Below are 23,453 nucleotides of genomic sequence, written 5' to 3'. Positions count from 1 at the left end.
CGCACGAGAGAAGAACGATGACGATGAAAGCACGGACCACGTGCCCATTGCCCGGAGAGACGGTACCAGCGTCGACCTCATCGGACCGCGGTCGAACACCGTCCGGGCCAGTCCGTGTCGCGGTGGTGGGAGCCACAGGCTTCGTCGGATCGGCCACCGTGACGGCACTGGCGGCGACCGGAATCCACTGCACCGCGGTCGCACGCACACCTTCACACGTGGACGTTCCCGGCGTCGTGCTCGCCCGGGCGGATCTGACCGATCCGGCGAGCCTCGAAATGGCACTCACCGGCGTCGATGTCGTGATCCACGCCGCCTCCTACACCGGGAACGACCCGGCGCACTGCGTCACCGTGAACGTCGCGGGCACCGAGAATCTGCTTGCCGCCGCGGCCCGGAACGGCATCAGCCGGGTGATCTACGTCAGCACCATCGGCGTGTACGGGTCCGGGCCGCACAGCGGAATCGGTGAGTTCGAGGCCACGCCCGCACCCGTCTCGGCGCTGAGCGCGAGCAGGCTGGCCGCCGAACACCGCGTCCTCGAACGGGGCGGCTGCGTCGTCCGGCCCGGCTTCGTCCACGGCCCCGGCGACCGCTGGTTCCTCCCCGGCTTCATCCAGATCCTCGAGGCGTTGGGGGCCTGGGTCGACGAGGGACGATCCCGGATCTCGATCATCGCGGTGAACGACCTCGCCCGACTCCTCGCCACCCTCGCCGCGCAGCCTCCCACACGCCCCGGCGACGTGCTCCACGCGTGCCATCCCGACCCCGTGACCGTGCGCGAACTCGGGCAGGCACTCGCGAACGCGGGTCGTCTCCGACTGCCGGCCACGAGTCTCACCTTCGACGACGCGGTGACTGCCGGCGCCCGGCACGGCCTCACCGAACGACACCTCGACCTGATCGGCCGCGACCACTGGTACGACCCCACCCGCCTGTGGACCGCCGCGGGTGGGGTCGTCGACCACGGTCCCCTGGAGAGCTTCCCGGCGTGAAGTCCGTCGACGAGACCTGGGACGGGCACGGACTCGGATTCTCCGTCGAGCGGAACGTCCAGTCTTCGTCCGCCGTCCGCGAGCGGGGTGTATACCCGGATAGAGGATGATTCCCCCACCTGACGGAGTGTCGAGATGGCCCTTCTCGCCGAGATCGTCGTGGACACCGAAGGCGACAGCCGGGTAGTGGTCCTGTATCCCGTGATGTGGCTGTTCATCGCGGTGCTGGTCACGTTCGTCGTTACCCGGCTCATCACCCGCCGGATCCGCGCGCAATCGGGAGCTGCGGACGCGGACGACGCGACGGAGCCGGAGGGGGGTCTGATCGGCGATATCACCGTCGGCGGCGTGCACCTCCACCACCAGGTTCTCGGGATCCTCCTGATGACGCTGGCCGGGGTGGCACTCATCGCCACCACCCCCGAGGGCACGGCGCTCAACGTCTTCGCGGCAGCATTCGGGGTCGGTCTCGCGCTCACGTTCGACGAGTTCGCGCTGTGGGTCCACCTCGACGACGTGTATTGGAGCACCTCCGGCCGCAAGTCCGTGGACGCGATCTTCTGCGCGCTGATGATCACCGGTTTGATGATCGGGGGCGCCGAACTCGTGACCGGACGGATCGGCTCCACCGAATGGTGGGCGTCGATCGGTTACTTGTTCGTCACGCTCGGCATCTCGGTGATCTGCCTGCTCAAGGGCAAATTCGTCACGGGGATCGTCGGAGTCGTGTTCCAGCCGGTCGCGATCGTCGGCGCGATCCGCCTGGCCAAGCCCGATTCATGGTGGGCGGTTCGCCGCTACCCGACGAGACCGCGCCGGATGGCCCGCTCCGAGGCACGTTTCGACGAGCATTACCACGCCCGCTGGAACCGGGCACGCGACTTCGTCGCCGGGCCGCCGGATCCCCATCATGCCGGGACGCAGGGCTAGTCGTCGTCCGCCGTCCGTGAGCGTCCCATCATTTCCAGCCCCGCCATCGCCTTCTCCGCACCCGCCTCGTCCACCTTTTCCATGGCGAAACCCATGTGGATAACGATCCAGTCGCCCGGCTCCAGGCTGACGTCCTCGGGCAGCATGCCGATGTTCACCTTGCGCTGTTCGCCGACGACGTCGACGAGCGCAAGTTGGTTTCCGTAGCCCTCCAGTATGCGCACCACCTGACCGGGAATACCGAGACACATGATTCAGCCCTCCGTCCCGCCCGGTTGCAGCGTTGCCGCGGAGTCGGACTCCAGCAGTTGATCGACGATCTCGAACACCATATCGACGGCCGGTCCGACGACGGCCTCGACCCGTGGTGAGAGCCCGATTCCCTCGCCGGTGTTCTCCACCTGGCAGCCGAGGACCACGGTCCGCGGCAGGGTTCCGCCGAGTGCGCGCAGACTCGCGAACACCGCCCCCGGATCCATGCTGTGCGCGTCCAGCGGCGCCGCCGGGACGGAATCGGGACCCACCTCGAATGCCCTCAACGCCCCGGGCTCGCCGCGATCGGGCACCGCATCCACCAGCAGGAGTGCGGCCCACCCGTCGAGCAGCTCATAGGCCAGATGCGTTCCACGAATGCCGAAATCGACGGCGCGGACTCCCGGCGGCAGCGACCTCGTCGCGACCCCGCGCAATACCTCGGGCCCGAAACCGTCGTCGCCGAAGAAGATGTTGCCCACACCGGCAACCAGAACCCGCCTGCCCACCGTCACGTGCGTCTCACATTTTCCGGATACGCAGATATCGCCTGATGTCGGGAATCGCGATGACGGCGACCGCTACGCCCGCGACCGCAACCAACGCCAGAGCCGCGGTGGTCATCTCTCCGAGAATCTTCATGGCTGTCCATCCTTTCCGGTGTCTGCCGAGACCGGCTCCACCTCGTCCGGGGCGAAGTACAGATACCGTCCGTACCACTCGTGCAACTCCGACGCAGGGTCGTCCACCAGCACGACGCCGACGTGGGTGCCACCGTCGACGTCGGCGTGCACGGTCACCACGCGAGCCAACTGTCCCGCGAAGAACAGGTCCTGGGCGTCGGCGCGCCGCGACGGGTGGATTCGCACGACAGTGCCCTTCGCCACCCGGACGCCGTTCACGATCACGCCGTCGACGTCGGGGCGAACGGCGGTGTCGGCGTCCGGATCCCACCACGGCATGTCGTCGGTCAGTTCCGGGACGAGACCCATGTCGGGGAGGTGCGGGTCGGGGAGGTGCGGATCCCGGAGGATGCCGTGCATCTGAGCGAGCGTCGCCGGCGACATCTGCTCGCACCGGTCGATGATCTGGGCGGCAAGCGGGTCGGTGGCGCGGGCCTGCCGCTTCTCCTCCTCGGTGAGGGTCATGACGCGCAGTGTGAGGATCTCGTCGATCTCGGTGGCGTCGAACAGTGCCCCGTCGCTCTGCTCGGCCACCTCGGGGTGGTCGTACAGGATGATCGGCGACACCAGGACGAGGTCCGTCTCCCCCGGCAGCCCGGCCAGTACCGGGTAGCACCGTTCGTGCGCGCACGTGCCCGCGAGTTGCGCCGCCTCTGCGGGAGGTTCGAGAAGTGAGACGAACTCGGTGTTCTCGGCCGCCAGGATCAGATGGGCGCCGATCAGCGACTGCCGGATCGCCGAGTCCTTGTCCCAGCCGGCGGCGTCCTGCGCGGTGGTCGCGTTGTCGACCGACACCCGCACCCGGTTCAGCCCGTCGACGCCGTCGCTGCCCACCGTCACGACGGCGTGCGCGGGCCACCGGGTGCGCACCACGCGGCCGACGCAGATTCCGTCCTCGCCCCGCAGTTCCTCCACCTCCGTGCCGCCGTCGATGTGGACGTCGAGGTTGCGTTCGCCCGGCCACTGCGCGGGGTGCAGGGTGCCGAGATCGAATTCGCGCTCCACCGCCTCGTCCCAGCTGAGCCAGCTCACGCCCGCGACGGTCAGTTCGTCGACGCGAACGAACTCCGCCGAGTCCGCGACCGCGCGTTCGACACTGCGCACCTGAAGCTGCAGGAATCGGAGGGTGACGTTCACCCCCGCTCCGTCGCCGGCCAGCATCAGGGTCTGACAGGACATGCGCGGTTCCTCGCCGACCCCCGACTCCGCCGCACCCGACGGCCCGAGGACTCCGAACTGCCACCGCGACTGGTTCTTCGACGAACTCGCACGATACGGATACAGCAGGTAGCCCTCGTACAGGACCGCGTCGGCCACGGCACGTACTCGCTGCAGGGACGCCGGGGAGATCATGCGATCACCTCCCCGGCTCCCTGCAGCAGGTCCGAAATGGCGACGTCCAGTCCGATCAGACCGTGCGCCGCCTTGTAGCGCGCCAACGCCGCGAGCGTGTCGTGGTCGAGGCGCACCCACCCCGTGTTCGGATAGTGCGCCTGAACCAGTTCGCGCCACACCGCCACCGGCAGGTCGTAGGTCGACTCGCGGTCCCACGGGATGCGTTCCACCCCGAACCCGGCGACCCCGCGGGTGAAGACCGTTCCGCTGAACAGGAACACCAGCGGCACCGTCGCCCCGGCGTCGTCCAGGGCGTGCAGATATTTCGCGGCCGTCACCTCGAAGTCGTACGTGCACGGCAGCGGCAACTCCACCACACTCGACCCGGTGAACCCCTGGGCCACCGTGCTGGTCTGCATCCACTGGAAGGGCTTGAGCGTGGCCGTCCACCGCTCGCGGGGCCCGAACAGATCGAGGAGGCCCTCCGCCTCGCCGTCCGTGTAGCGGCGGCGTTGCGGGTCGATGCGGACCTGGCAGCGGACGGCCATCGCGTGCACCACGGCACCGGTCGACTCCGTTACCGCGACGCGCGCAGTGAGATTCGGCGCAACCGCGAACGGCTCCGGGAACACGTCCTCGACGTGGAAGGACAACTCGGTCACGTCGGCTCCTTCGCGACGCGACTGCGTGAGCGCACCGTCTCGAAGAACGCGTCGATGACCCGGCGAGCGTCCTGGCCGCCGTCGAATCCCCGCCACACCTGCCGTAATTCGCCCACGAGCTGGTAGCAGGCATCGATGGGGACGAGATAACACTCAGGGTCGCCCTCACCGTGCTCGGGCACACGCAGTAGCAGCGCCTCCGTGTCGGCGGCGAGCTGTCCGAGTGCCGGATTGGCGGCGAGCACGCCGTCCCAGGCGTCGAGCGGAAGCTCCGATTCGGTGGCCCCGGCCGGTCCGGGATAGAACGCGACGGTCTTGGCCAGCAACGAGTTCCGGAACACGAACGCGAGCCCGACGGGGATCTCCAATTCGTCCCAGCGTCCCGGTGCGAGCTCGAAACGGGGAAACGACAGGTAGCGTTCCGGGACGGCCCGGAAGCGCAGTTCGGCGCTCTCGTCGGTGAACAGCAGATAGCACCCGCGGCACACGCACATCAGCTGCCGGTCCTGCACGTTGACCACGTGCTGATGCGCGTCGGCGATCGGCTCGGCGCACATGTCGCACCGCTCCCCGACCACCGGTTTCGGCCGCTCGGACGCGATGCGCTGCAGAATCCGCAACCCGTTGCCCGACGGGCTCATCACGCCACCTCCGCGGCGGGTACCGCGACGGAGACGACACCCTCGCGCACGAGCACCGGAAGCGGCGCCAGCGTTTCGGCGTCGGCGTCGCCGTCCAGGCGGAGGCCCGCCCGGCGTGGGTCGAAGTGTGCCCGGCACGACGGACAGCGCAGCACCGCGTCACCGACCTGCCCGCCCGCTTTCCGCTGCAGGGTGGCGCCGGCCAGCGAATTGGTGCAGGCGGCGCACCGGTCCCGGTAGGCGAACAGCTGCTCCCCTATTCGGCACACCAGGATCGGCAGCCCGGCCACCGAGAAACCCGCTACCTCACCCGGCGTGAGCTCGTCCAGCTCGGGCACCGACACCCATGTCCCGGTGTTAATCGACCCGTCCGATCCGTCCGAATGCACATGGGAGAACAGTGATTCCGCGGCGATCAGCCCGGACCCGGCGGCGGGTGTCGCCCCCACCACCTCGATGTCCACGGTCTCCGGGGCGGCGGCCAGCACGGCGTCCTTGACGGCGAGTTCCAAAGTCACCGCAGAGGACGGGCAGCTCTGACAACTGCCGGTCAGCCTCAGCCGCACCACCCCGTTCACCACGCCGAGCAGTTCGACGTCACCGCCGTGGGAGCCCAGGTAGGGACGGACACTGTCGAGCGCGGTGGCGACCCTCGTCTCGACGCCGTGCGGATGAAGCCCGTTGACCAGCAGCAGGCTGGCGACGAGTTCGTCGGCGGCCAGCCTTTCGACGAGGTCGTCGTCGCGGTCGCCGATGATCTCGAGGACCCGCTGCAACCCGGCCCCGTACAGCTCGACGACCTCCCGGACGAGTTGTTCCGCACGCTCACGTGCCACCGAGCCACCTGTCGAACTCGCGTCCAACAGGCTGTCGATCCGCTCGCCGGCTGTCCGCCACCGATCGGGGGCTTCCTCTACTGCGTCACTCCCCCACGTCTCCGATCCAGCACTTTCCATGCGTCCCTCGTCACTCGCCGGTCACGGACTGGGTGGGCGAATGCAGCTTCTCCAGTGTCTTTCCCTCACCGAGGTACATGTGCACGCCACACGGCAGGCAGGGGTCGAAACTGCGGACGGTCCGCATGATGTCGATGCCCTTGAAGTGCTCCCGGTCGTTCTCCTCGAAGATGGGCTGACCCTGCACCGCGTCCTCGTACGGTCCCGGCGTCCCGAAGCTGTCGCGCGGGTTCGCGTTCCACGGCGTCGGCGGATACGGGTGGTAGTTCGCGATCTTGCCGTCGCGGATCACCATGTGGTGCGACAGAACTCCGCGCACCGCCTCCGTGAAGCCACAGCCGATGCCCTCGTCGGGGACCTCGAACTTCTCCCACGTCTTCGTGTGCCCGGCCCGGATCTCGGCGAGCGCCTTCTCCGCGAAATGCAGCGCACACGCCGCCGCGTAGGCCTGGAAGTAGGTCCGCGCCCGGTCCCGCTCGATCGTGTTGCTGCCGTACTGCGGGATCTTCCATTCGAACTCGACCGGGCCCTTCAGCGCGGTCTTCGGCAGGTTGATCTTCACGCTGTGCCCGGTCGACTGCACGTACCCGATGTCGACGAGGCCCGCGAGGGCGGTACTCCAGAGCCGGGCCAGCGGCCCGCCGCCGGTGTCCAGCGCGAGGTGATCGGTGCCGTCGAACCACCGCGGCGACATCACCCAGCTGTACTTGTCCTCCATGTCGCGTTTCTGCGGGTGCGGGTTGGTGTGCTGGTTCCACGGATGCCTGCGGTCGACCGGGTTCCCGAGCGGATCGTTCTTCACGAACATCTCCTGGTCGGTCCAGTCGTCGTAATACGAACTGCCCAGCAGGATTCGGATGCCCAGATTGATGTCGACGAGGGACGTCGTGATCAGTTTGCCGTCGACCACGATGCCGGGCGTCACGAACATGGCCCGTCCCCACTTCTCCATGTCCTTGTAGGAGAAGTTGCACACCGCGGGATCCTGGAAGGACCCCCAGCAGCCGAGAAGCGTCCGGCGCAGGCCGACCTTCTCGTAGCCGGGCATCGCCTCGTAGAAGAAATCGAACAGGTCGTCGTGCATGGGGACGACCTTCTTCATGAACTCCACGTAGCGCATCAGGCGCGTCGTGTAGTCGGTCATCAACTGGATCGTCGCGACCGTGCCCACGCCACCCGGATACAGGGTGGACGGGTGGACGTGCCGACCTTCCATGAGGCAGAACATCTCTCGCGTCCACCGGCTGACCTGCAACGCCTCCCGATAGAACTCACCGGTGAACGGGTTGAGCGAACGCATGATGTCGGCGATGGTCTTGTAGCCGTGCTCACCGGCGTGCGGCGCCTCGGTCTTCTCGGCCTGCGCGAGCACCCCCGGATTCGTCTCGGAGACCATCTTCTCGCAGAAGTCCACGCCAACGAGGTTTTCCTGAAAGATGTTGTGGTCGAACATGTATTCCGCGGCCTCGCCGAGGTTGACGATCCACTCGCCGATGTGCGGCGGCTGCACACCGTACGCCATGTTCTGGGTGTAGCACGAACACGTCGCATGGTTGTCGCCACAAATGCCGCAGATGCGGCTGGTGATGAAGTGGGCGTCGCGGGGATCCTTGCCCTTCATGAAGATCGAATAGCCGCGGAAGATCGACGAGGTGCTGTGGCACTCCACGACTTCCTTCTGCTTGAAGTCGATCTTCGTGTAGATGCCCAGGCTGCCCACGATGCGCGTGATCGGATCCCACGCCATCTCGACCAGGCCGTCGGATTCCGACTTGTGCGAAGGTTCCGGAATGATCGTTGTCATCGACGTACCTCTCAGTGTTCGAGGCCGGCGGATTACCGCCCGAGACCCCGAGCGGGACTACCAGGTGCGTGTGGCGCCCGTGGTCAGTTTCGTACCGCGACTGCGCCAGTGCGGCTCTTTGTCCAAGGTGGTCTTGGTGATCTTGCGCAGGCTCCGAATGGCGGATCCGTACAGTCCGGACGCCGCGGTGGAGATCTTGCCGCCCGGCGGTTCGTCCATGAACGGCATGAACTTGTCCGGGAAGCCCGGCATCGTGCACCCGATGCAGATACCGCCCACATTCGGGCACCCACCGACACCGTTGATCCAGCCCCGCTTCGGGACGTTGCACTTGACGACGGGACCCCAGCACCCCAGCTTCACGATGCACTTGGGCGAGCCGTACTCGGTGGCGAAATCACCCTGCTCGTAGTAGCCGGCGCGGTCGCAGCCCTCGTGCACCGTGGCCCCGAACAGCCATTGCGGACGCAGAGCGTCGTCGAGCGGAATCATGGGCGCCTGCTCGGTGGCCATGTAGAGGAGATACGTCAAGGTCTCCGACAGATTGTCCGGTTGGATCGGGCAGCCGGGAACGCAGACGATCGGGATGCCCGCCTTCGACTTCCAATCCCAGCCGAGATAGTCGGGAACGCCCATCGCACCGGTGGGATTACCCGCCATCGCGTGGATACCGCCGTACGTGGCGCACGTCCCCGCCGCGACGATCGCCGTCGCCTTCGGAGCCAGACGATCGAGCCATTCACTCGTCGTCACCGGCTGGCCCGTCTCGGGGTTGTTGCCGAAACCGCACCAGTAGCCCTCGTCGTGAAGTTGCTCGTTCGGGATGGAACCCTCCACCACCAGGACGAACGGTTCGAGCTCGCCGCGGTCCGCCTTCCAGAACCACTCCAGGAAGTCGTCGGCGCCGCCCTCCGGGCCGTTCTCGAAGTCGATCAGCGGCCAGTGCACGGCCACTTTGGGTAGGCCCGGCAGGGCTCCCAGAGCAATCTCCTCGACACTGGGCTGCGTCGCAGCCGTCAAGGCCACCGAATCGCCGTCGCAACTGAGTCCCGCATTGATCCACAGCACGTGAATCAGGGTGTCCTCGGCGTTGATTGCTTCCTGTGTCGGCATAGCAGGTCGCTTTCCGGAGTGAACACAACTCCTGTCGCCACCGGAGTCGACCGTCGGCCCACCTGCGTGGCGCTGATATTTATTTAGCTCCGCCGCCGAGCGGATGTCAACGGTCCCCGGCGCGTCGCACCGCGTAGTTCGGCCCCGTCGTGTAGAGGGGTCATTGCTTGGCAATCCAGTCGTACCACTGCGCAATGCCCTGACCCGTCGTCGCCGACAGCGTGATCATCTGCAGGTCGGGGTTCACCGACCGGGCATACTTCGTGCACAGATCGACGTCGAAGTCCACGTACGGCAACAGGTCCGCCTTGTTCACGATCACGAGGTTCGCCGCCGCGAACATGTGCGGGTACTTGAGCGGCTTGTCCGTCCCCTCGGTCACCGAGATCACCACCACCCTGCTCTTCTCACCGAGATCGAACAGTGCCGGACAGACGAGGTTCCCGACATTTTCGATGAACAGCAGCGAGTTCGGCTCGGGGTCGAGGGCGGTCAGCGCGTCCCGCATCATCTCGGCGTCGAGATGACACCCCGCGCCCGTGTTCACCTGCACCACAGCACATCCCGTCGCCTTGATGCGGTTGGCGTCGAGCATCGTCTCCTGGTCGCCCTCCACCACCGAGACACGTCGCTGCCCACCGATGTCGGCGATGGTGCGTTCGAGCAGCGTCGTCTTCCCGGACCCCGGCGAGCTCATCACGTTGAGGGCGAGCACACCGCGTCCGGCCAGCCAGCCCCGGTTGCGCTCCGCCGTGAGGTCGTTTTTCGCCAGCACCTTCTGCTCGAGGGTCACCGTCTCGGTCGCGTGCTCGTGGGGGTGTTCGTGAGTGTGCGGGTGTTCGTGAGTGTGCGGGTGTTCATGCGTGTGCGGGTGTTCGTGCGTGTGGTCGTGGTCGTGGTTGTGGTCGTGCGGGTGCTCGTGGTCGTGTGGGTGCTCGTGGTCGTGTGGGTGCTCGTGGTCGTGTGGGTGCTCGTGGGGCACCGTGATCCTGGTTCCGGTCTCGTCTCCGCATCCACAGGTGGCACACATTTGCGTCAACTCACTTCCATCGAGAGGATTCGTAGTTCCCGACCCGACGTGACCTCCACGTCCGCACTTCCGCACGGGCACAGCAACACCAGGTCCGTGAGCGCGAAGTCCTCGCCGCACTCACGGCAGTGCGCACCGCCCGGGGTGTGGTCGATGTCGAGACGGGCACCGTGCGCAACGGTCCCTTCGGTGACCAGTTCGAAACAGAACTGCATCGAATCGGCGACCACGGCCGTCAACGCCCCCACCTGCACGCGCACGCTGTGGACCGTCCGTCCCGCGGCGGTCTCGCAGACGGCGTCGACGACGCTCTGGGTGATTGCCAACTCGTGCATCACGGCCCCGTTCAGGACTCGTCACCTGTGGATTCGAGCCTAGCGCTTCGCGCCCGTGAGTACTTATTAACCACCCGCGGTTAAGAAGTACTCACAGGCGTTCGATGATGGTGGCGTTGGCTGTGCCGCCGCCCTCGCAGATGGTCTGCAAGCCGTAGCGGCCGCCGGTGCGCTCGAGTTCGTTGAGGAGTGTGGCCATCAGCTTCGTGCCGGTCGCGCCGAGCGGGTGGCCGAGGGCGATCGCGCCGCCGTTGACATTCACCTTCGCCGGATCGGCGCCGATCTCCTTGATCCACGCGAGGACGACCGGTGCGAATGCCTCGTTGATCTCGACCAGGTCGATGTCGTCGATGCTCAGGCCCGTCTTCTCCAGCGCGTAGCGCGTGGCGGGGATCGGGGCGCTGAGCATGAAGATCGGGTCGGCGCCGCGGGCACTGAGGTGGTGGATACGGGCACGGGGGGTCAGGCCGTACCTCTCGACCGCTTCCGGTGAGGCCAGCAGCACCGCGCTCGCACCGTCGGAGATCTGGCTCGCGACCGCGGCGGTGAGACGTCCCCCTTCGGTGAGGGTCTTCAGCGCGGCCATCTTCTCGAGGCTGGTCTCGCGGGGACCCTCGTCCGTCGTCACGTCACCGAACGGGACGATCTCGCGGTCGAAGCGACCCTCGGCGATGGCCGTCCGCGCACGCTCGTGGCTCTGCAACGCCCAGCGCTCGAGTTCCTCGCGGCTGATGTCCCACTTGTCCGCGATCAGTTCGGCGCCGTTGAACTGCGACACTTCCTGGTCGCCGTAGCGTTCCGTCCAGCCCGTCGATCCGCCGAACGGGGTGTCGAATCCGTACTGCTGACCGACCACCATCGCCGACGCGATCGGGATCTGGCTCATGTTCTGCACACCGCCGGCGACGATCAGGTCGGCGGTGCCGCTCAGGATCGCCTGCGCACCGAAGTGCACGGCCTGCTGACTCGACCCGCACTGCCGGTCCACCGTGACCCCTGGGACCTCCTCCGGGTAGCCGGCGGCGAGCCACGCGGTGCGGGCGATGTTGCCCGCCTGCCCGCCGATCGCGTCGACGCAACCGAAGACGACGTCGTCGACACGGGCCGGGTCGATGCCCGTGCGCTCGACGAGGGCCTTGATGACGTGCGCACCCAGGTCGGCGGGATGCACGCCGGACAGTCCACCGTTCTTCTTGCCGATCGGCGTGCGAACGGCGTCGACGATGTAGGCCTCGGTCATGTGGAACTCCTAGTCAGTTATCGGGACTCGCAAGTCCGTCGAGGACGATCGAGAGGTATTGCTTGGCCACGGTGTCGACCGTGACCGAGCCGCCGGGCCGGTACCAGCGGACGGCGACCCAGGCGGTGTCGCGGAGGAATCGGAAGGCGAGCTCGACGTCGATGTCGGCGCGGAAGCTGCCGTCCTTCACACCCGCCTCGAGCACACCCATCCACAGCTCGCGGAATTCGGTGTTCAGTTCGGACAGGTACGCGAAGCGTTCGTTCGCGACGAGGTGCTTCACCTCGTCCTGGTAGATCGCGACCGCGGAGTGCGACGCGTCGATCGCCTCGTACGACGTGGTGACCAGCGCTTCGAGGGTCGCGCGACAGTCGAGTCCGGACGCGACGATCTCGCGATACTTGCCGAACAGGTCGTCGAGGAAGCCCCGTAGGATCTCGTCGACCATCGACTCCTTCGAGTCGAAGTGGTGGTACAGGCTGCCCGACAGAATGCCCGCGGCGTCGGCGATGTCGCGCACGGTGGTGGCCCGCAGGCCGCGTTCGGCGAACAGGGTGGCCGCGATGTCGAGGAGTTCGGTCCGGCGTCCGGACTTGCCGGACGTGTCGTCGGCGGGGGGTGGCGTCATCGTCACATCCTATCAACCAAGCGCTTGTTAGGGCCTTCGGCCCCGTGCGCCTTTCTGGTTGTCGGAGCTACCAAAAAGGCGCACGGGGCGGCTACGCCCTCTGCGACGAGACCGACACGACCTCGCCGGTGAGGTAGGTGGTGTAGTCGCTGGCGAGTATGGCGATGGTGGCGGCGATTTCCCATACCTCGGCGGCGCGGCCGAACGCCTCGTCGGACGCCAGCTTGTCGAGGAGTTCCTCGCTGGTCACCTTCGCGAGGAACGCATGCCGCGCGATGGAGGGCGCGACGGCGTTGACCCGGACGCCGTACTCGGCGGCCTCGATCGCGCTGCACCGGGTCAGGGCCATGACTCCGGCTTTCGCCGCCGCGTAGTGAGCCTGCGAGTGCTGCGCCCGCCACCCGAGGACGGACGCATTGTTGACCAGCACGCCGTTGTGCTCCACACCCTTGAAGTAGCGCAGCGCCGCGCGGGTGGCCCGGAACGTGCCGTTCAGTGTGATGTCGAGGACGCGATCCCACTCCTCGTCCGTCATATCGACGAGCGGGGTCTCGCCGCCGAGCCCGGCGTTGTTGACGAGGACGTCGATCCGGCCGAGCCGCTCGGCGGCGCCGGCGATCAGCGCATTCACCTGCTCCGTGCTCGACACGTCACACGTCAGCGCCTCGACTACCTGCCCCGGGAACTCGGCGGCGAGCTTCTCCCGCGTCTCGCCGAGCCGTCGTTCGTGCCAGTCGGACACCAGCACGTCGGCGCCCTCGAGCAGGGCGCGTCGCGCGGACGCGTAGCCGATGCCGGTTCCCGCCGCGGCGGTGACGACGACCTTCTTGTCTTTCAGCAGGTCGTGTCCCGGAGTCTCGACGGGCGCGGTGGCGAGCGGGGATGTCTGGGTCACGGTCGTGCCTCTCGGGGAAGTCCGAGCACGCGCTCGGAGATGATGTTGCGCTGGATCTCGTTGGATCCGCCGTAGATCGTGTCGGCGCGGGTGAAGAGGAAGAGCCTCTGCCAATCACCCAGTTCGAGATGTTCGGGGTCCGTGACGTCGGACGACGGATCGGCCGGGGCGAGCAGCGACACCGCGCCCTGCACTTCCATGGCCAGCTGACCGAGGTCGCGGTGCCAGTTGGCCCACAGCAGCTTCGCGACGGACGCCTCCGCGCCGGAGGTCCCGGCGTCGACCGCTTCCAGGGTGCGCAGGGCGTGTGCCCGCATCACCCGGAGCCCGACCCACGCGCGGGCGATCTTCTCGCGGATGTTCGGGTCGGTCGCCGCACCGTTCGCCTTCGCGAGGTCGACGACGCCCTGCAGTTCGCGGGCGAAACCGATCTGCTGCCCGAGCGTGGACACGCCGCGCTCGAACGTGAGCAGCCCCATCGCGACCCGCCAGCCGTCGCCCGGCTCCCCGACCACCAGATCCGCGTCGGTGACGGCGTCGTCGAAGAACACCTCGTTGAACTCGGAGGTGCCGGTGAGTTGCTGGATGGGCCGGACCGTGATGCCGGGCTGGTCGAGCGGGACGAGCAGGAAGCTCAGGCCCTGGTGCCGCTTGGATCCTGGTTCGGTGCGGCAGAGGACGAACGCCCACTGGGCGACGTGCGCGAGGGACGTCCATACCTTCTGCCCGTTGATCACCCACTTGTCGGCGTCGAGGCGCGCGGTGGTCGCGACGTTGGCGAGATCGGAACCGGCGCCCGGTTCGGAGTAGCCCTGTGCCCACAGTTCGGTCACGGTGTTGATTCCGGGAAGGAAGCGACGCTTCTGCTCCTCGGTGCCGAACGCGATGAGCGTCGGACCGAGCAGTTCCTCGCCGACATGGCTGACCCGCGCCGGCGCCCCCGACTTCGCGTACTCCTGATGGAACACCACCTGCTGGGCCAGCGTGGCTCCGCGTCCGCCGTGCTCCTTCGGCCAGCCGAGGCAGGTCCATCCTGCCGCGGCCAGATGACGGTCCCAGGCGAGCCGTTCCTCGAAGAACTCGTGCTCGCTGCCGGGGCCGCCCTTGCCTTTCAGCCGGGCGAAGTCGCCGGTGAGGTTGTCGTTCAGCCACGTCCTGACGGTCTGCGCAAAGTCTTCGTCGGTGATCAGCCCGTCCGGGCTCTCGCTCTGGTCCACGTCTGTAAGATAACCTACCAAGCACTTGCTAGGTAGGTAGGGAGCCCAGTGACCGAACAACCGACAACCACCCCGTCCGCCCTGAAACGGGCCGCACGCGAATTCGGCGAGCTCACAGCCGTGGCGGACGGCGACGTCCGTCTGACCTTCACACAACTGCACGACCGTGTCCGCGATTTCGCCGCCGCACTCAGCTCACAGGACGTGCGGCCCGGCGATCACGTCGCGGTGTGGTCGCCCAACACGTATCACTGGGTGGTCGCGGCGCTCGGCATCCACTACGCCGGCGCGACTCTCGTCCCGATCAATACCCGGTACACGGCCACCGAGGCCCTCGACATTCTCGAGCGCACCAAAACCACCGCGCTGGTGGTCGCGGGTAACTTCCTCGGCACCGACCGGTACGCCTCGCTGCGCGACGAGTCGAGCACTCTCGACCTGCCGACCGTCGTCCGCGTTCCGGTCGACGGTGGCGACGTCGAGCTGCCCGGCGTCTTCGGCTTCGACGACTTCCTCGCCCTCTCCGACGAGGACACCCGCGCCGAGGCCGACGTCCGCGCCGCCGCCGTGTCCCCCGACGACGTCTCCGACGTCATGTTCACGTCGGGCACGACGGGCCGCAGCAAGGGTGTGATGAGTGCGCACCGGCAGTCGGTGGGCATCGCGCAGGCGTGGGGTGAGTGCGCCGAGGTGACCTCCGACGACAACTACCTGATCATCAACCCGTTCTTCCACACCTTCGGGTACAAGGCGGGGTTCCTGGTGTGCCTGCTGAACGGCGCGACGGTGGTGCCGATGGCGGTGTTCGACGTGCCGAGGGTGATGGCGACCGTGCACGACGAGCAGATCACCGTGCTGCCCGGCGCCCCCACGATCTTCCAGTCGGTCCTCGACCACCCGGACCGTCCGAAGTACGACCTGTCCAGCCTGCGGGTGGCGATCACGGGCGCGGCCGCCGTTCCGGTCGCGCTCGTCGAACGGATGCAGTCGGAGCTGAGCTTCGACGCCGTCCTCACCGCCTACGGCCAGACGGAGGCGGTGGTGGTCACGATGTGCCGGACCGACGACGACCCGGTGACCGTCTCGACGACGTCGGGTCGCGCGATCCCCGGGATGGAGGTCCGGATCGGTGACCAGGGGGAGATCCTGGTGCGCGGCGAGAACGTGATGCTCGGCTACCTCGACGACCCCGAATCCACCGCCAAGACCATCGATGCGGACGGCTGGCTGCACACCGGCGACGTCGGCACCCTGGACGACCGCGGTTACGTCGACATCACCGACCGCCTCAAGGACATGTACATCTCCGGCGGTTTCAACGTGTATCCCGCTGAGGTGGAGAACGCTCTTGCCCGACTCGACGGTATCGCGGAGTCTGCCGTCATCGGTGTTCCCGACCAGCGGATGGGCGAGGTCGGGCGGGCCTACGTGGTCGCCAAGCCGGGCGTCACGCTCGCCGAGGACGACGTGGTCGCGTTCTGCAAGGAGCGACTCGCCAATTTCAAGGTGCCCCGGTCGGTGCGCTTCGTCGACTCCCTCCCCCGGAACCCCTCCGGGAAGGTCATGAAAAACGTTCTGCGTGAGGAGAAGAAAATGACGGTTCCGGACGAGGGTGACGTCGTCACCTACGAAGTGCGCGACGGTGTCGCATTCGTGACGCTCAACCGCCCCGACTACCGCAACGCCCAGAACTCGGTGATGACGTACGCGCTCGACGCCGTGTTCGAGCGCGCGGTCGAGGACGACGACGTGAAGGTGATCGTTCTCGCCGGCAACGGCAAACACTTCAGCGCCGGGCACGACATCGGTACCCCGGGCCGGGATCATCACGTGCACTACGACAACAAGGCCGTGATGTGGTGGGACCACGTCGACAAGCCGGGTGGCGACCAGCGGTTCGCGCGCGAGATGGAGGTCTATCTCGGGATGTGCCGTCGCTGGCGCGAGATCCCGAAGCCGACCATCGCGATGATCCAGGGTGCCTGCATCGCCGGCGGCCTGATGCTGGCGTGGGTGTGCGACCTCATCGTGGCGTCGGACGACGCGTTCTTCTCCGATCCGGTCGTACGTATGGGCATTCCGGGGGTCGAGTACTTCGCCCACCCGTGGATGCTCGGACCGCGGTTCGCGAAGGAAATCCTCTTCACCGGCGACCGGTTCACCGCGCAGCGCGCCTACGAGGTGGGCATGGTCAACCGCGTCGTGCCCCGCGAGGACCTGGAGAAGGAGACCCTCGCGATCGCCGGACGCATCGCCGCCATGCCCCGGTTCGGGCTCGCGCTCACCAAGAAGGCCGTCAACCAGTGCGAGGACCAGATGGGCATGCGGAACGGCATGGACTCCGTCTTCGGCCTCCACCACTTCGCGCACGCGCACAACGCCGAGATCGACACCGATCCGCTCGGCGGCATGGATGCCAAGTCGATGGCGGCCAGTGCGCGCAACTCGAACGAAGGGGCGAAGTAAGTGGATCTCGAGTTCGAGAACGCCACCCGAGCCTTCCGCGAGGAGGTGCGAACCTTCCTGCGCGACAATGTTCCCGCCGAGCCGCTGCCGTCGATGGACACCGCCGAGGGTTTCGAGGTGCACCGCGAGTGGGAACGCACGCTCGCCGACGCCCGGCTGTCGGTGGTGTCGTGGCCGGAGGAACTGGGCGGACGCGACGCGTCGCTGCTGGAATGGGTGGTGTTCGAGGAGGAGTACTACCGCTCGGGTGCGCCCGGCCGCGTCAGCCAGAACGGCATCTTCCTGCTCGCCCCGACGCTGTTCGAGCACGCGAACGCCGAGCAGTTGGCGCGCATCATGCCACGGATGGCCCGCGCCGACGACATCTGGGCGCAGGCCTGGTCCGAGCCCGAGTCGGGTAGCGACCTCGCGTCGCTCCGTTCCACGGCCCGGCGCGTCGACGGTGGCTGGGTGCTGAACGGGCAGAAGACGTGGAGTTCGCGGGCGAGCTTCGCGGACTGGGGTTTCGGGCTGTTCCGGTCCGACCCGGACGCCCAGCGGCACAAGGGCATCACGTACTTCATGTTCGATCTGCGCTCGCAAGGTGTCACCGTGCGCCCGATCGATCAGCTGGACGGCGAGCCCGGTTTCGCGGAGATCTTCCTCGAGGACGTCTTCGTCCCGGACGACCCCGCGAACCCCGGCGAGTCCGGAGTGATCGGCGGCGTGAACGAGGGCTGGCGCGTGGCGATGAGCACAGCGTCCAACGAACGCGGACTGTCGCTGCGCAGTCCGGGCCGTTTCCTCGCGACGGTCGATCGGCTGGTCGAGTTGTTCCGGGAGAGCGGACGCACCGACGACACCGCCCTGCGAAACAAGGTCGCCGACGCCTGGATCGGCGCCCGCGCCTACCAGCTGAACACGTTCGGCACCGTCACCCGACTGGCCGACGGCGGGCAGCTGGGCGCCGAATCGTCGATCAACAAAGTGTTCTGGTCGGAGTGGGACATCGCCACGCACGAGACCGCACTCGAACTGCAGGGCGCCTCGGCGGAACTCGCGGACAACTGGATGGACGGCTACCTGTTTTCCCTGTCCGGTCCGATCTATGCCGGCACCAACGAGATTCAGAAGAACGTGATCGCCGAGCGCCTGCTCGGCCTACCGAAGGCGGATCGATGAGATTCACACTCGACTCCTCCCATCAGGACTTCGCGTCCAGCATCGACGCACTGCTGTCGAAGGCGGACATGCCGGCGGTGATCCGGTCGTGGAACACCGGCGACACGGGCCCGGGCCTGAAGGTGTGGCAACGCCTCGCCGACACCGGCGTCAACGGACTGCTCATCGCGGACGAGCACGACGGGCTGGGCGCCGACGCCGTCGACCTCGTCGTGGCCGTCGAACAACTCGGACGCCACGCCGTTCCCGGCCCGGTGGCCGAAACCATGGCCGTGGCGCCGGCCCTGCTCGCGCAGGCGGACCCGGACCGGTTGTCGGCGTTGGCATCCGGTTCGCTCGCCACGGTCGCCGCTGTCCCGCACGTGCCGTGCGCCGTCGATGCCGATTCGGCCGATCTGGTCCTGCTCGTCGACGGCACGACGGTGCGCCTCGGACAGACCGGGGCGGTGCAGAATTCGGTGGATCAGTCGCGACGGTTGTTCTCACTGACCCCGGGGGACGCCCTGGGTGACGTCGACTTCGCGCCCGCATTCGATCTCGGCGCCCTCGCCACCGCCGCCCAACTGCAGGGACTCGGGCAGACCCTGCTCGACGTCACCACCGACTACGCGAAGCAGCGCAAGCAGTTCGGCAAGGTGATCGGACAGTTCCAGGCCATCAAACATCACCTCGCCGAGGTCGCGGTCGGGCTGGAGATGTCGCGGCCGCTGCTGCACGGTGCGGCGCTGTCCGTGCGGGACGGGTCCGCCGACAGTTCCCGCGACGTCTCGGCGGCGAAGGTCGCGTGCGGCGATGCCGCGTACCGGGCCGCGCGGGTCGCGCTGCAGGTGCACGGCGCCATCGGGTACACCCAGGAGCACGACCTGTCGCTGTGGCTCACCAAGGTCCGGGCACTGGTCACCGCCTGGGGCACCCCGGCGTTCCACCGCGGTCGCGTCGTCGACTCGCTCGTGGAGGTGTCATGAGTTTCGACAACGAGGAGCGGGCCGCGCTCCGGTCGTCGGTCCGCGACCTGCTGGGTAAACATTCCGACTCCGCCGCCGTCCGCCGGGCGATCACCACCGAGCACGGCTACGACGACGCCCTGTGGTCCAAGTTGTGCGAGCAGATCGGCGTCGCCGCGCTCGCCGTCCCGGAGAAGTACGACGGCGTCGGGGCGTCACTGCTGGAAGTCCATGTGGTGCAAGAAGAGCTGGGCCGCACGCTGACGCCGTCGCCGATGCTGGGCAGCGCCGTGCTGGCCGCGCAGGCGCTGGTGCTGTCGGGGGACGACGACGCGTGCGCCCGCCTGCTGCCCGGCATCGCGGCGGGTTCGGTGGCCGCGCTGTGCTGGGCGGGTCCGAACGGCTGGTCCGGTTTCGGGGTCACCGCATCGGGCGAGACGCTGTCGGGGACGGCGTCGTACGTGCTCGGCGGTGACGTCGCGGACCTGCTGCTGGTCCTCACGTCCGAAGGCCTGTTCGAGGTCGACCCTGCGGCGGACGGCGTGACGCGTCGTCGCGTCCCGGCGATGGACCCGACGCGTCCACTGTCGGAGGTCGTCTTCGACGGAGTCGCGGCGCGGAGGCTCGTCTCCCCCACCGACCTCGTCGACCAGTTGCGCGCGGTCGCACTGGTCGCGTTGTCGGCGGAACAGGTGGGCGCGGCGTCCGCGGCGCTGGAGCAGACAGTCGAGTACGCGAAGTCGCGCAAGCAGTTCGGACGGGTGATCGGGTCGTTCCAGGCGCTCAAGCACCGCATGGCCGACATGTACGCCCTCGTCGAGACGGCCCGTTCCATGTCGTACGCCGCGGCGCTGTCCGGGACGCACGAGGACGCCGTCATCGCGAAGGTGTACTGCTCGGAGGCGCTGCAGCACGTCGCGGCGGAGGCCATCCAGCTGCACGGCGGCATCGCGATCACGTGGGAACACGACGCGCAGCTCTACTTCAAACGTGCACACGGGAGTGCACAACTCTTCGGGCAGCCGCGCGAGTTCCTACCGCAAGTGGCTACCGCCGCCGGACTGTAGGCGGCTTCGCCGCCTGTGCGCCTTTTTGGTAGCGCCAACAACCAAAAAGGCTCACGGGCGCAGCCCCTCCAGGTAGCTGGCGACACCGTCTTCGTCGTTGCTGGGCAGGACGTGGTCGGCCAGGGCGAGGACTTCCGGCAGCGCATTTGACGGGCAGAGTGCCGTGCCTGCCCACGTCAGCATCGGAACGTCGTTGATGGCGTCGCCGGCGACGGCGACCTCTTCCGTCGAGATCCCGTCGACCGCGCAGAGCTCGGCGAGCGCGGTCGCCTTGGACACGCCGGACGCCGCCATCTCGACGTACGGCGCACCGGAATGTGTCAGTTCGACGCCGTCGACGCCGGCCGCCACCGCCGCCCGGTACAGATCGGCGCTGGGTACCTCGGGGTGCCGGGCGACGATTTTCACCATCGGCTCGTCGATATCGGGCAGCAGTTCCGACAGCGTCATCTCGTGCGGGTGCCGGTGGTGGTCGGCGAACTCGCACAACGCCGCGTACGCCGGTTCGGCGACGAAGCGCGTCGGACCGATGTTCGCGAACACGACACCGGGCATCAGCGTCCGCACCCGGTCCATCGCCGCCGCGGCCGACGCCATCGCGATGGTCGTCGTCGCCGTGATCACCGGGGTTCCGTCGGCCAGATCGAGGACCACCGCCCCGTTCGCGCAGATCGCCTTGCCGCGGAATCCGCACGACTGCGCCAGCTCGTGCACCGAATGCCGGGCGCGGGCCGTTGCCCACACCACCTCGACCCCCGACCGTCGCGCGTCTTCCATGGCCTGCGCGGTGCGCGGGGAGATCGTGCGGTCCGACCGCAGCAGGGTGCCGTCGAGGTCCGTCGCCAACAGCCGAATTTGCGTCACCTCCGCATGATGCCAGGCAGCGCATGTACCCCTCACGACCCCACCACAGTCGATAGCCTGGACAGCATGAGTCCTCGAGTACCCAGCATCGTGCTGAATTCCGGAACCATCCTCCCGCAGCTCGGCTTGGGAGTCTGGCAGGCGGACAACGACGAGACCGAACACGCCGTCGGGTTCGCCCTGGACGAGGCGGGCTATCGGCACATCGACACCGCCGCCGGATACGGCAACGAGGAAGGTGTGGGCCGCGGCATCGCGAATTCGGGAGTCGCCCGCGAAGACGTCTTTCTCACCACCAAGTTGTGGAACGCGGATCAGGGTTACGAGCCGGCGTTGAAAGCGTTCGACGCCAGCCTCGGACGTCTCGGCGTCGACTATGTCGACCTGTATCTGATCCATTGGCCGCTGCAGGACGACGACCGCATCCTCCGCACGTGGGATGCGCTGGAAAAGATCGCCGAGTCCGGTCGCGCCAAGGCGATCGGTGTGTGCAATTTCGAACCGCGTCACCTGCAGTTGCTGATCGATCGGGGCGGCGTCGTTCCGGCGGTCGACCAGGTGGAGTTGCACCCGCATCTGGCGCAGCAGGAGATCCGGAATTACGCCGTCGACCACGGCATCGCCGTCGAATCGTGGAGCCCTCTCGGCGGTACCAGCAACTCGGGGTGGGGCGACGACTCGAAGCCGAACACGCTGCTCACCGACCCGATCATCACCCGTATCGGCGACCGGCACAGCAAGAGCGCGGCGCAGGTGCTGATCCGCTGGCATCTGCAGAGCGGGCTGATCGTCATCCCCAAGTCGGTCCATGAATCGCGGATCCGCGAGAACATCGACGTGTTCGATTTCGAGCTCAGCGAGCAGGACCTCAGCGAGATCGAGACGATGGACGACGGCGCCCGCGTCGGAGCCCACCCGGACGAGTTGAACATCGACGCACCGGAGTAGGCGGCTCCGCCGCCCGTGCGCCTTTTTGGCTGCTCCAGCTACCAAAAAGGCGCACGGGTGCGAAGCGCCTACAGCTTCACCGGCATCTCCTCGAGCCCGGACACGAAGTTGGCGGGTCGACGTCGCAGCGGGCCGTCGTCGACGAGCACCATGTCCGGCAGCCGCGACAGCAGTTGCTCGAACATGATCTTCGCTTCGAGCCGGGCGAGTTGGTTGCCGAGGCAGAAGTGGGTGCCGAAACCGAATGCGACGTGTGGGTTCGGTGACCGTTCGATGTCGAACATCTCGGGATTCTCGAACACCGCCTCGTCGAAGTTGGCGGATTCGAACAGCAGCATCATTTTCTCGCCCTCGCGCAGGTCGGTTCCGAAGAATTCGACGTCGCGGGTGACGGTGCGGCACATGTTCTTGATCGGCGACGACCAGCGCAGCATCTCCTCGACCGCCGCCGGGATGTCGTCGGGGTCGTTCACGAGGCGCTCCTGCTGGTCGGGGTGACGCATCAGTTGTTCCATGCCGCCGCTGAGGACGTGCCGGGTGGTCTCGTCACCGCCGATCAGGATCAGCAGGGTTTCGCCGACGATGTCCGGGTCGCTGAGCCGGTGCCCGTCGATCTCGCTGTGCACGAGGATGCTGGTGAGGTCGTCCGTCGGATTTTGGCGCCGCTCCTCGATGGTGCGGAGTGTGAACTCGTTGAATGCCAGGTACGCGTTGGCCTGTGCCTGCAGTTCCTCCTGGGTGGCGTTGCTGCCGAGGGCGTTCATCAGGTCATCGGACCACTGCAGGAACGTGTCGCGTTCCTCGGGCCGCACGCCGAGCATGTCACCGACGACGGCCATGGGGAGGGGCGCCGCCAGGTCGCGCACGAAGTCCACTTCGTCCTTGTCGCACGCGGCGTCGATGAGGTGATCGCAGATCTCCCGGATCCGGCCGGTCTTCGCTTCCACCTGCTTGCGGGTGAAGCCGGCGTTGACGAGTCGGCGATGCTGCAGGTGCTGTGGGTCGTCCATGTCGATCATCTGCGGCAGCGGGCCCACCCCGGGCCGGATGCCACCCGCGTTCGAGAACAACTCCGGGTCGCGTTCGGCCGCCAGGACGGCCTCGTACGACGCGGCGCCGAGAATCCCGTCCGCGCGATACACCGGTTCGTGGGCGCGCATCCATGCGTAGGCCTGCCGCGGGTCGCCGAGTTCGCCCGAGTAGAACCGTCCGTCGATCAGATCGAAATCCGGCCTGTTCGTCATCGAGGTACTCCTCCGCATTGAATCCCGCCGATCGTGCCCCGAT

At 67.3% G+C, this 23,453-nt stretch carries 24 protein-coding genes and 1 pseudogene; 8 read left to right on the top strand and 17 right to left on the bottom strand.

Going from position 1 to position 23,453, the window contains the following annotated elements; translation table 11 throughout:
• Positions 1-17: 17 nt before the first annotated feature.
• Together ACFVJ3_RS04435 and ACFVJ3_RS04430 are read left to right on the top strand one after the other, a co-directional pair.
• Positions 18-995, top strand: a complete 978-nt coding sequence (locus tag ACFVJ3_RS04435) for an NAD-dependent epimerase/dehydratase family protein (RefSeq protein WP_378450907.1) — start codon at positions 18-20, stop codon at positions 993-995.
• Positions 996-1,130: 135 nt separating this feature from the next.
• Positions 1,131-1,925, top strand: coding sequence for a hypothetical protein (locus ACFVJ3_RS04430; protein WP_378450906.1), 795 nt, complete (start codon positions 1,131-1,133; stop codon positions 1,923-1,925).
• On the opposite strand, the gene ACFVJ3_RS04425 is transcribed toward ACFVJ3_RS04430, so the two are convergent.
• The 15 genes from ACFVJ3_RS04425 to ACFVJ3_RS04355 form a co-directional block, all read right to left on the bottom strand.
• Positions 1,922-2,176 carry a HypC/HybG/HupF family hydrogenase formation chaperone gene (locus ACFVJ3_RS04425; RefSeq protein WP_378450905.1) on the bottom strand — a complete coding sequence of 85 codons (255 nt, stop codon included), beginning with the start codon at positions 2,174-2,176 and terminating at the stop codon, positions 1,922-1,924. The two genes, ACFVJ3_RS04430 and ACFVJ3_RS04425, sit on opposite strands and share 4 nt — an antisense overlap.
• 3 nt (positions 2,177-2,179) lie before the next feature.
• Positions 2,180-2,692, bottom strand: a complete 513-nt coding sequence (locus tag ACFVJ3_RS04420) for a hydrogenase maturation protease (RefSeq protein ID WP_378450904.1) — start codon at positions 2,690-2,692, stop codon at positions 2,180-2,182.
• 7 nt (positions 2,693-2,699) lie between these two features.
• On the bottom strand, positions 2,700-2,819 hold the full coding sequence (locus ACFVJ3_RS04415) for a DUF6893 family small protein (RefSeq protein WP_016884051.1): 120 nt from the start codon (positions 2,817-2,819) through the stop codon (positions 2,700-2,702).
• The gene (locus ACFVJ3_RS04410; RefSeq protein ID WP_378450903.1) at positions 2,816-4,213 is read right to left on the bottom strand and encodes a hypothetical protein; all 1,398 of its coding nucleotides are present in this window, start codon (positions 4,211-4,213) and stop codon (positions 2,816-2,818) included. Before ACFVJ3_RS04410 ends, ACFVJ3_RS04415 begins: the two co-directional genes overlap by 4 nt.
• Complete coding sequence (locus ACFVJ3_RS04405) at positions 4,210-4,857, bottom strand: DUF6084 family protein (RefSeq protein ID WP_378450902.1); 648 nt, start codon at positions 4,855-4,857, stop codon at positions 4,210-4,212. Before ACFVJ3_RS04405 ends, ACFVJ3_RS04410 begins: the two co-directional genes overlap by 4 nt.
• Positions 4,854-5,498: a DUF5947 family protein gene (locus tag ACFVJ3_RS04400; RefSeq protein ID WP_378450901.1), complete on the bottom strand. Its 645-nt coding sequence runs from the start codon at positions 5,496-5,498 to the stop codon at positions 4,854-4,856. The genes ACFVJ3_RS04405 and ACFVJ3_RS04400 overlap by 4 nt, the downstream gene beginning before the upstream one ends.
• Complete coding sequence (locus tag ACFVJ3_RS04395; RefSeq protein WP_378450900.1) at positions 5,498-6,454, bottom strand: NifU family protein; 957 nt, start codon at positions 6,452-6,454, stop codon at positions 5,498-5,500. The genes ACFVJ3_RS04400 and ACFVJ3_RS04395 overlap by 1 nt, the downstream gene beginning before the upstream one ends.
• Before the next feature lie 10 nt (positions 6,455-6,464).
• Positions 6,465-8,258, bottom strand: coding sequence for a nickel-dependent hydrogenase large subunit (locus tag ACFVJ3_RS04390; protein WP_005258616.1), 1,794 nt, complete (start codon positions 8,256-8,258; stop codon positions 6,465-6,467).
• A gap of 57 nt (positions 8,259-8,315) precedes the next feature.
• Positions 8,316-9,371 (bottom strand): hydrogenase expression protein HypE, encoded by a 1,056-nt coding sequence (locus ACFVJ3_RS04385; protein WP_005244678.1) that lies wholly within the window; start codon positions 9,369-9,371, stop codon positions 8,316-8,318.
• Positions 9,372-9,531: 160 nt separating this feature from the next.
• Entirely contained in the window at positions 9,532-10,401 is an 870-nt protein-coding gene (hypB, locus tag ACFVJ3_RS04380; RefSeq protein ID WP_378451093.1) for a hydrogenase nickel incorporation protein HypB, read from the bottom strand.
• A gap of 5 nt (positions 10,402-10,406) precedes the next feature.
• Positions 10,407-10,736 carry a hydrogenase maturation nickel metallochaperone HypA gene (hypA, locus tag ACFVJ3_RS04375; RefSeq protein WP_005244680.1) on the bottom strand — a complete coding sequence of 110 codons (330 nt, stop codon included), beginning with the start codon at positions 10,734-10,736 and terminating at the stop codon, positions 10,407-10,409.
• Between the two features lie 91 nt (positions 10,737-10,827).
• Complete coding sequence (locus ACFVJ3_RS04370) at positions 10,828-11,976, bottom strand: acetyl-CoA C-acetyltransferase (RefSeq protein WP_378450899.1); 1,149 nt, start codon at positions 11,974-11,976, stop codon at positions 10,828-10,830.
• Positions 11,977-11,989: 13 nt separating this feature from the next.
• Positions 11,990-12,604, bottom strand: coding sequence for a TetR/AcrR family transcriptional regulator (locus ACFVJ3_RS04365; protein WP_378450898.1), 615 nt, complete (start codon positions 12,602-12,604; stop codon positions 11,990-11,992).
• Between the two features lie 91 nt (positions 12,605-12,695).
• Complete coding sequence (locus ACFVJ3_RS04360) at positions 12,696-13,499, bottom strand: SDR family oxidoreductase (RefSeq protein WP_378450897.1); 804 nt, start codon at positions 13,497-13,499, stop codon at positions 12,696-12,698.
• On the bottom strand, positions 13,496-14,716 hold the full coding sequence (locus ACFVJ3_RS04355) for an acyl-CoA dehydrogenase family protein (RefSeq protein ID WP_378450896.1): 1,221 nt from the start codon (positions 14,714-14,716) through the stop codon (positions 13,496-13,498). The genes ACFVJ3_RS04360 and ACFVJ3_RS04355 overlap by 4 nt, the downstream gene beginning before the upstream one ends.
• Before the next feature lie 48 nt (positions 14,717-14,764).
• Here ACFVJ3_RS04355 and ACFVJ3_RS04350 point away from each other — a divergent pair.
• The 5 genes and pseudogenes from ACFVJ3_RS04350 to ACFVJ3_RS04330 all read left to right on the top strand — a co-directional run.
• Positions 14,765-16,309: pseudogene (locus ACFVJ3_RS04350) on the top strand (FadD3 family acyl-CoA ligase); the annotation flags it as partial.
• Complete coding sequence (locus ACFVJ3_RS04345) at positions 16,310-17,182, top strand: enoyl-CoA hydratase (protein ID WP_378451092.1); 873 nt, start codon at positions 16,310-16,312, stop codon at positions 17,180-17,182.
• Positions 17,183-18,343 carry an acyl-CoA dehydrogenase family protein gene (locus ACFVJ3_RS04340; RefSeq protein ID WP_378450895.1) on the top strand — a complete coding sequence of 387 codons (1,161 nt, stop codon included), beginning with the start codon at positions 17,183-17,185 and terminating at the stop codon, positions 18,341-18,343.
• Positions 18,340-19,308, top strand: coding sequence for an acyl-CoA dehydrogenase family protein (locus ACFVJ3_RS04335; protein WP_378450894.1), 969 nt, complete (start codon positions 18,340-18,342; stop codon positions 19,306-19,308). The genes ACFVJ3_RS04340 and ACFVJ3_RS04335 overlap by 4 nt, the downstream gene beginning before the upstream one ends.
• Positions 19,305-20,354, top strand: coding sequence for an acyl-CoA dehydrogenase family protein (locus ACFVJ3_RS04330; RefSeq protein ID WP_378450893.1), 1,050 nt, complete (start codon positions 19,305-19,307; stop codon positions 20,352-20,354). Before ACFVJ3_RS04335 ends, ACFVJ3_RS04330 begins: the two co-directional genes overlap by 4 nt.
• Before the next feature lie 51 nt (positions 20,355-20,405).
• On the opposite strand, the gene ACFVJ3_RS04325 is transcribed toward ACFVJ3_RS04330, so the two are convergent.
• Entirely contained in the window at positions 20,406-21,218 is an 813-nt protein-coding gene (locus ACFVJ3_RS04325; RefSeq protein ID WP_378450892.1) for an HAD family hydrolase, read from the bottom strand.
• A gap of 66 nt (positions 21,219-21,284) precedes the next feature.
• Between ACFVJ3_RS04325 and ACFVJ3_RS04320 the strand changes: the two genes are divergently transcribed.
• Positions 21,285-22,166, top strand: a complete 882-nt coding sequence (locus tag ACFVJ3_RS04320; protein WP_378450891.1) for an aldo/keto reductase — start codon at positions 21,285-21,287, stop codon at positions 22,164-22,166.
• Positions 22,167-22,234: 68 nt separating this feature from the next.
• Here ACFVJ3_RS04320 and ACFVJ3_RS04315 read toward each other — a convergent pair whose 3' ends face one another.
• Entirely contained in the window at positions 22,235-23,410 is a 1,176-nt protein-coding gene (locus ACFVJ3_RS04315; RefSeq protein WP_378450890.1) for a cytochrome P450, read from the bottom strand.
• Positions 23,411-23,453 lie beyond the last annotated feature (43 nt).

Origin of the sequence: Rhodococcus sp. NPDC127593 (assembly GCF_042671975.1) — a bacterium.
In the GTDB taxonomy this organism is placed as follows: Bacteria; Actinomycetota; Actinomycetes; order Mycobacteriales; family Mycobacteriaceae; genus Rhodococcus_F.
Note: the sequence above shows the minus strand (reverse complement) of the source record. Positions and strands in the feature narration are given on the sequence as shown.

What these genes read in the sequence shown, in the direction of transcription:
- ACFVJ3_RS04335 (WP_378450894.1), top strand. Translation starts at nt 18,340, where the DNA reads ATGAGATTCACACTCGACTCCTCCCATCAGGACTTCGCGTCCAGCATC.
- ACFVJ3_RS04415 (WP_016884051.1), bottom strand. Translation starts at nt 2,819, where the DNA reads ATGAAGATTCTCGGAGAGATGACCACCGCGGCTCTGGCGTTGGTTGCG.
- ACFVJ3_RS04425 (WP_378450905.1), bottom strand. Translation starts at nt 2,176, where the DNA reads ATGTGTCTCGGTATTCCCGGTCAGGTGGTGCGCATACTGGAGGGCTAC.
- ACFVJ3_RS04315 (WP_378450890.1), bottom strand. Translation starts at nt 23,410, where the DNA reads ATGACGAACAGGCCGGATTTCGATCTGATCGACGGACGGTTCTACTCG.
- ACFVJ3_RS04400 (WP_378450901.1), bottom strand. Translation starts at nt 5,498, where the DNA reads ATGAGCCCGTCGGGCAACGGGTTGCGGATTCTGCAGCGCATCGCGTCC.
- ACFVJ3_RS04370 (WP_378450899.1), bottom strand. Translation starts at nt 11,976, where the DNA reads ATGACCGAGGCCTACATCGTCGACGCCGTTCGCACGCCGATCGGCAAG.
- ACFVJ3_RS04390 (WP_005258616.1), bottom strand. Translation starts at nt 8,258, where the DNA reads ATGACAACGATCATTCCGGAACCTTCGCACAAGTCGGAATCCGACGGC.
- ACFVJ3_RS04330 (WP_378450893.1), top strand. Translation starts at nt 19,305, where the DNA reads ATGAGTTTCGACAACGAGGAGCGGGCCGCGCTCCGGTCGTCGGTCCGC.
- ACFVJ3_RS04395 (WP_378450900.1), bottom strand. Translation starts at nt 6,454, where the DNA reads ATGGAAAGTGCTGGATCGGAGACGTGGGGGAGTGACGCAGTAGAGGAA.
- hypB (WP_378451093.1), bottom strand. Translation starts at nt 10,401, where the DNA reads ATGTGTGCCACCTGTGGATGCGGAGACGAGACCGGAACCAGGATCACG.
- hypA (WP_005244680.1), bottom strand. Translation starts at nt 10,736, where the DNA reads ATGCACGAGTTGGCAATCACCCAGAGCGTCGTCGACGCCGTCTGCGAG.
- ACFVJ3_RS04345 (WP_378451092.1), top strand. Translation starts at nt 16,310, where the DNA reads ATGACGGTTCCGGACGAGGGTGACGTCGTCACCTACGAAGTGCGCGAC.
- ACFVJ3_RS04320 (WP_378450891.1), top strand. Translation starts at nt 21,285, where the DNA reads ATGAGTCCTCGAGTACCCAGCATCGTGCTGAATTCCGGAACCATCCTC.
- ACFVJ3_RS04365 (WP_378450898.1), bottom strand. Translation starts at nt 12,604, where the DNA reads ATGACGCCACCCCCCGCCGACGACACGTCCGGCAAGTCCGGACGCCGG.
- ACFVJ3_RS04430 (WP_378450906.1), top strand. Translation starts at nt 1,131, where the DNA reads ATGGCCCTTCTCGCCGAGATCGTCGTGGACACCGAAGGCGACAGCCGG.
- ACFVJ3_RS04410 (WP_378450903.1), bottom strand. Translation starts at nt 4,213, where the DNA reads ATGATCTCCCCGGCGTCCCTGCAGCGAGTACGTGCCGTGGCCGACGCG.
- ACFVJ3_RS04385 (WP_005244678.1), bottom strand. Translation starts at nt 9,371, where the DNA reads ATGCCGACACAGGAAGCAATCAACGCCGAGGACACCCTGATTCACGTG.
- ACFVJ3_RS04435 (WP_378450907.1), top strand. Translation starts at nt 18, where the DNA reads ATGACGATGAAAGCACGGACCACGTGCCCATTGCCCGGAGAGACGGTA.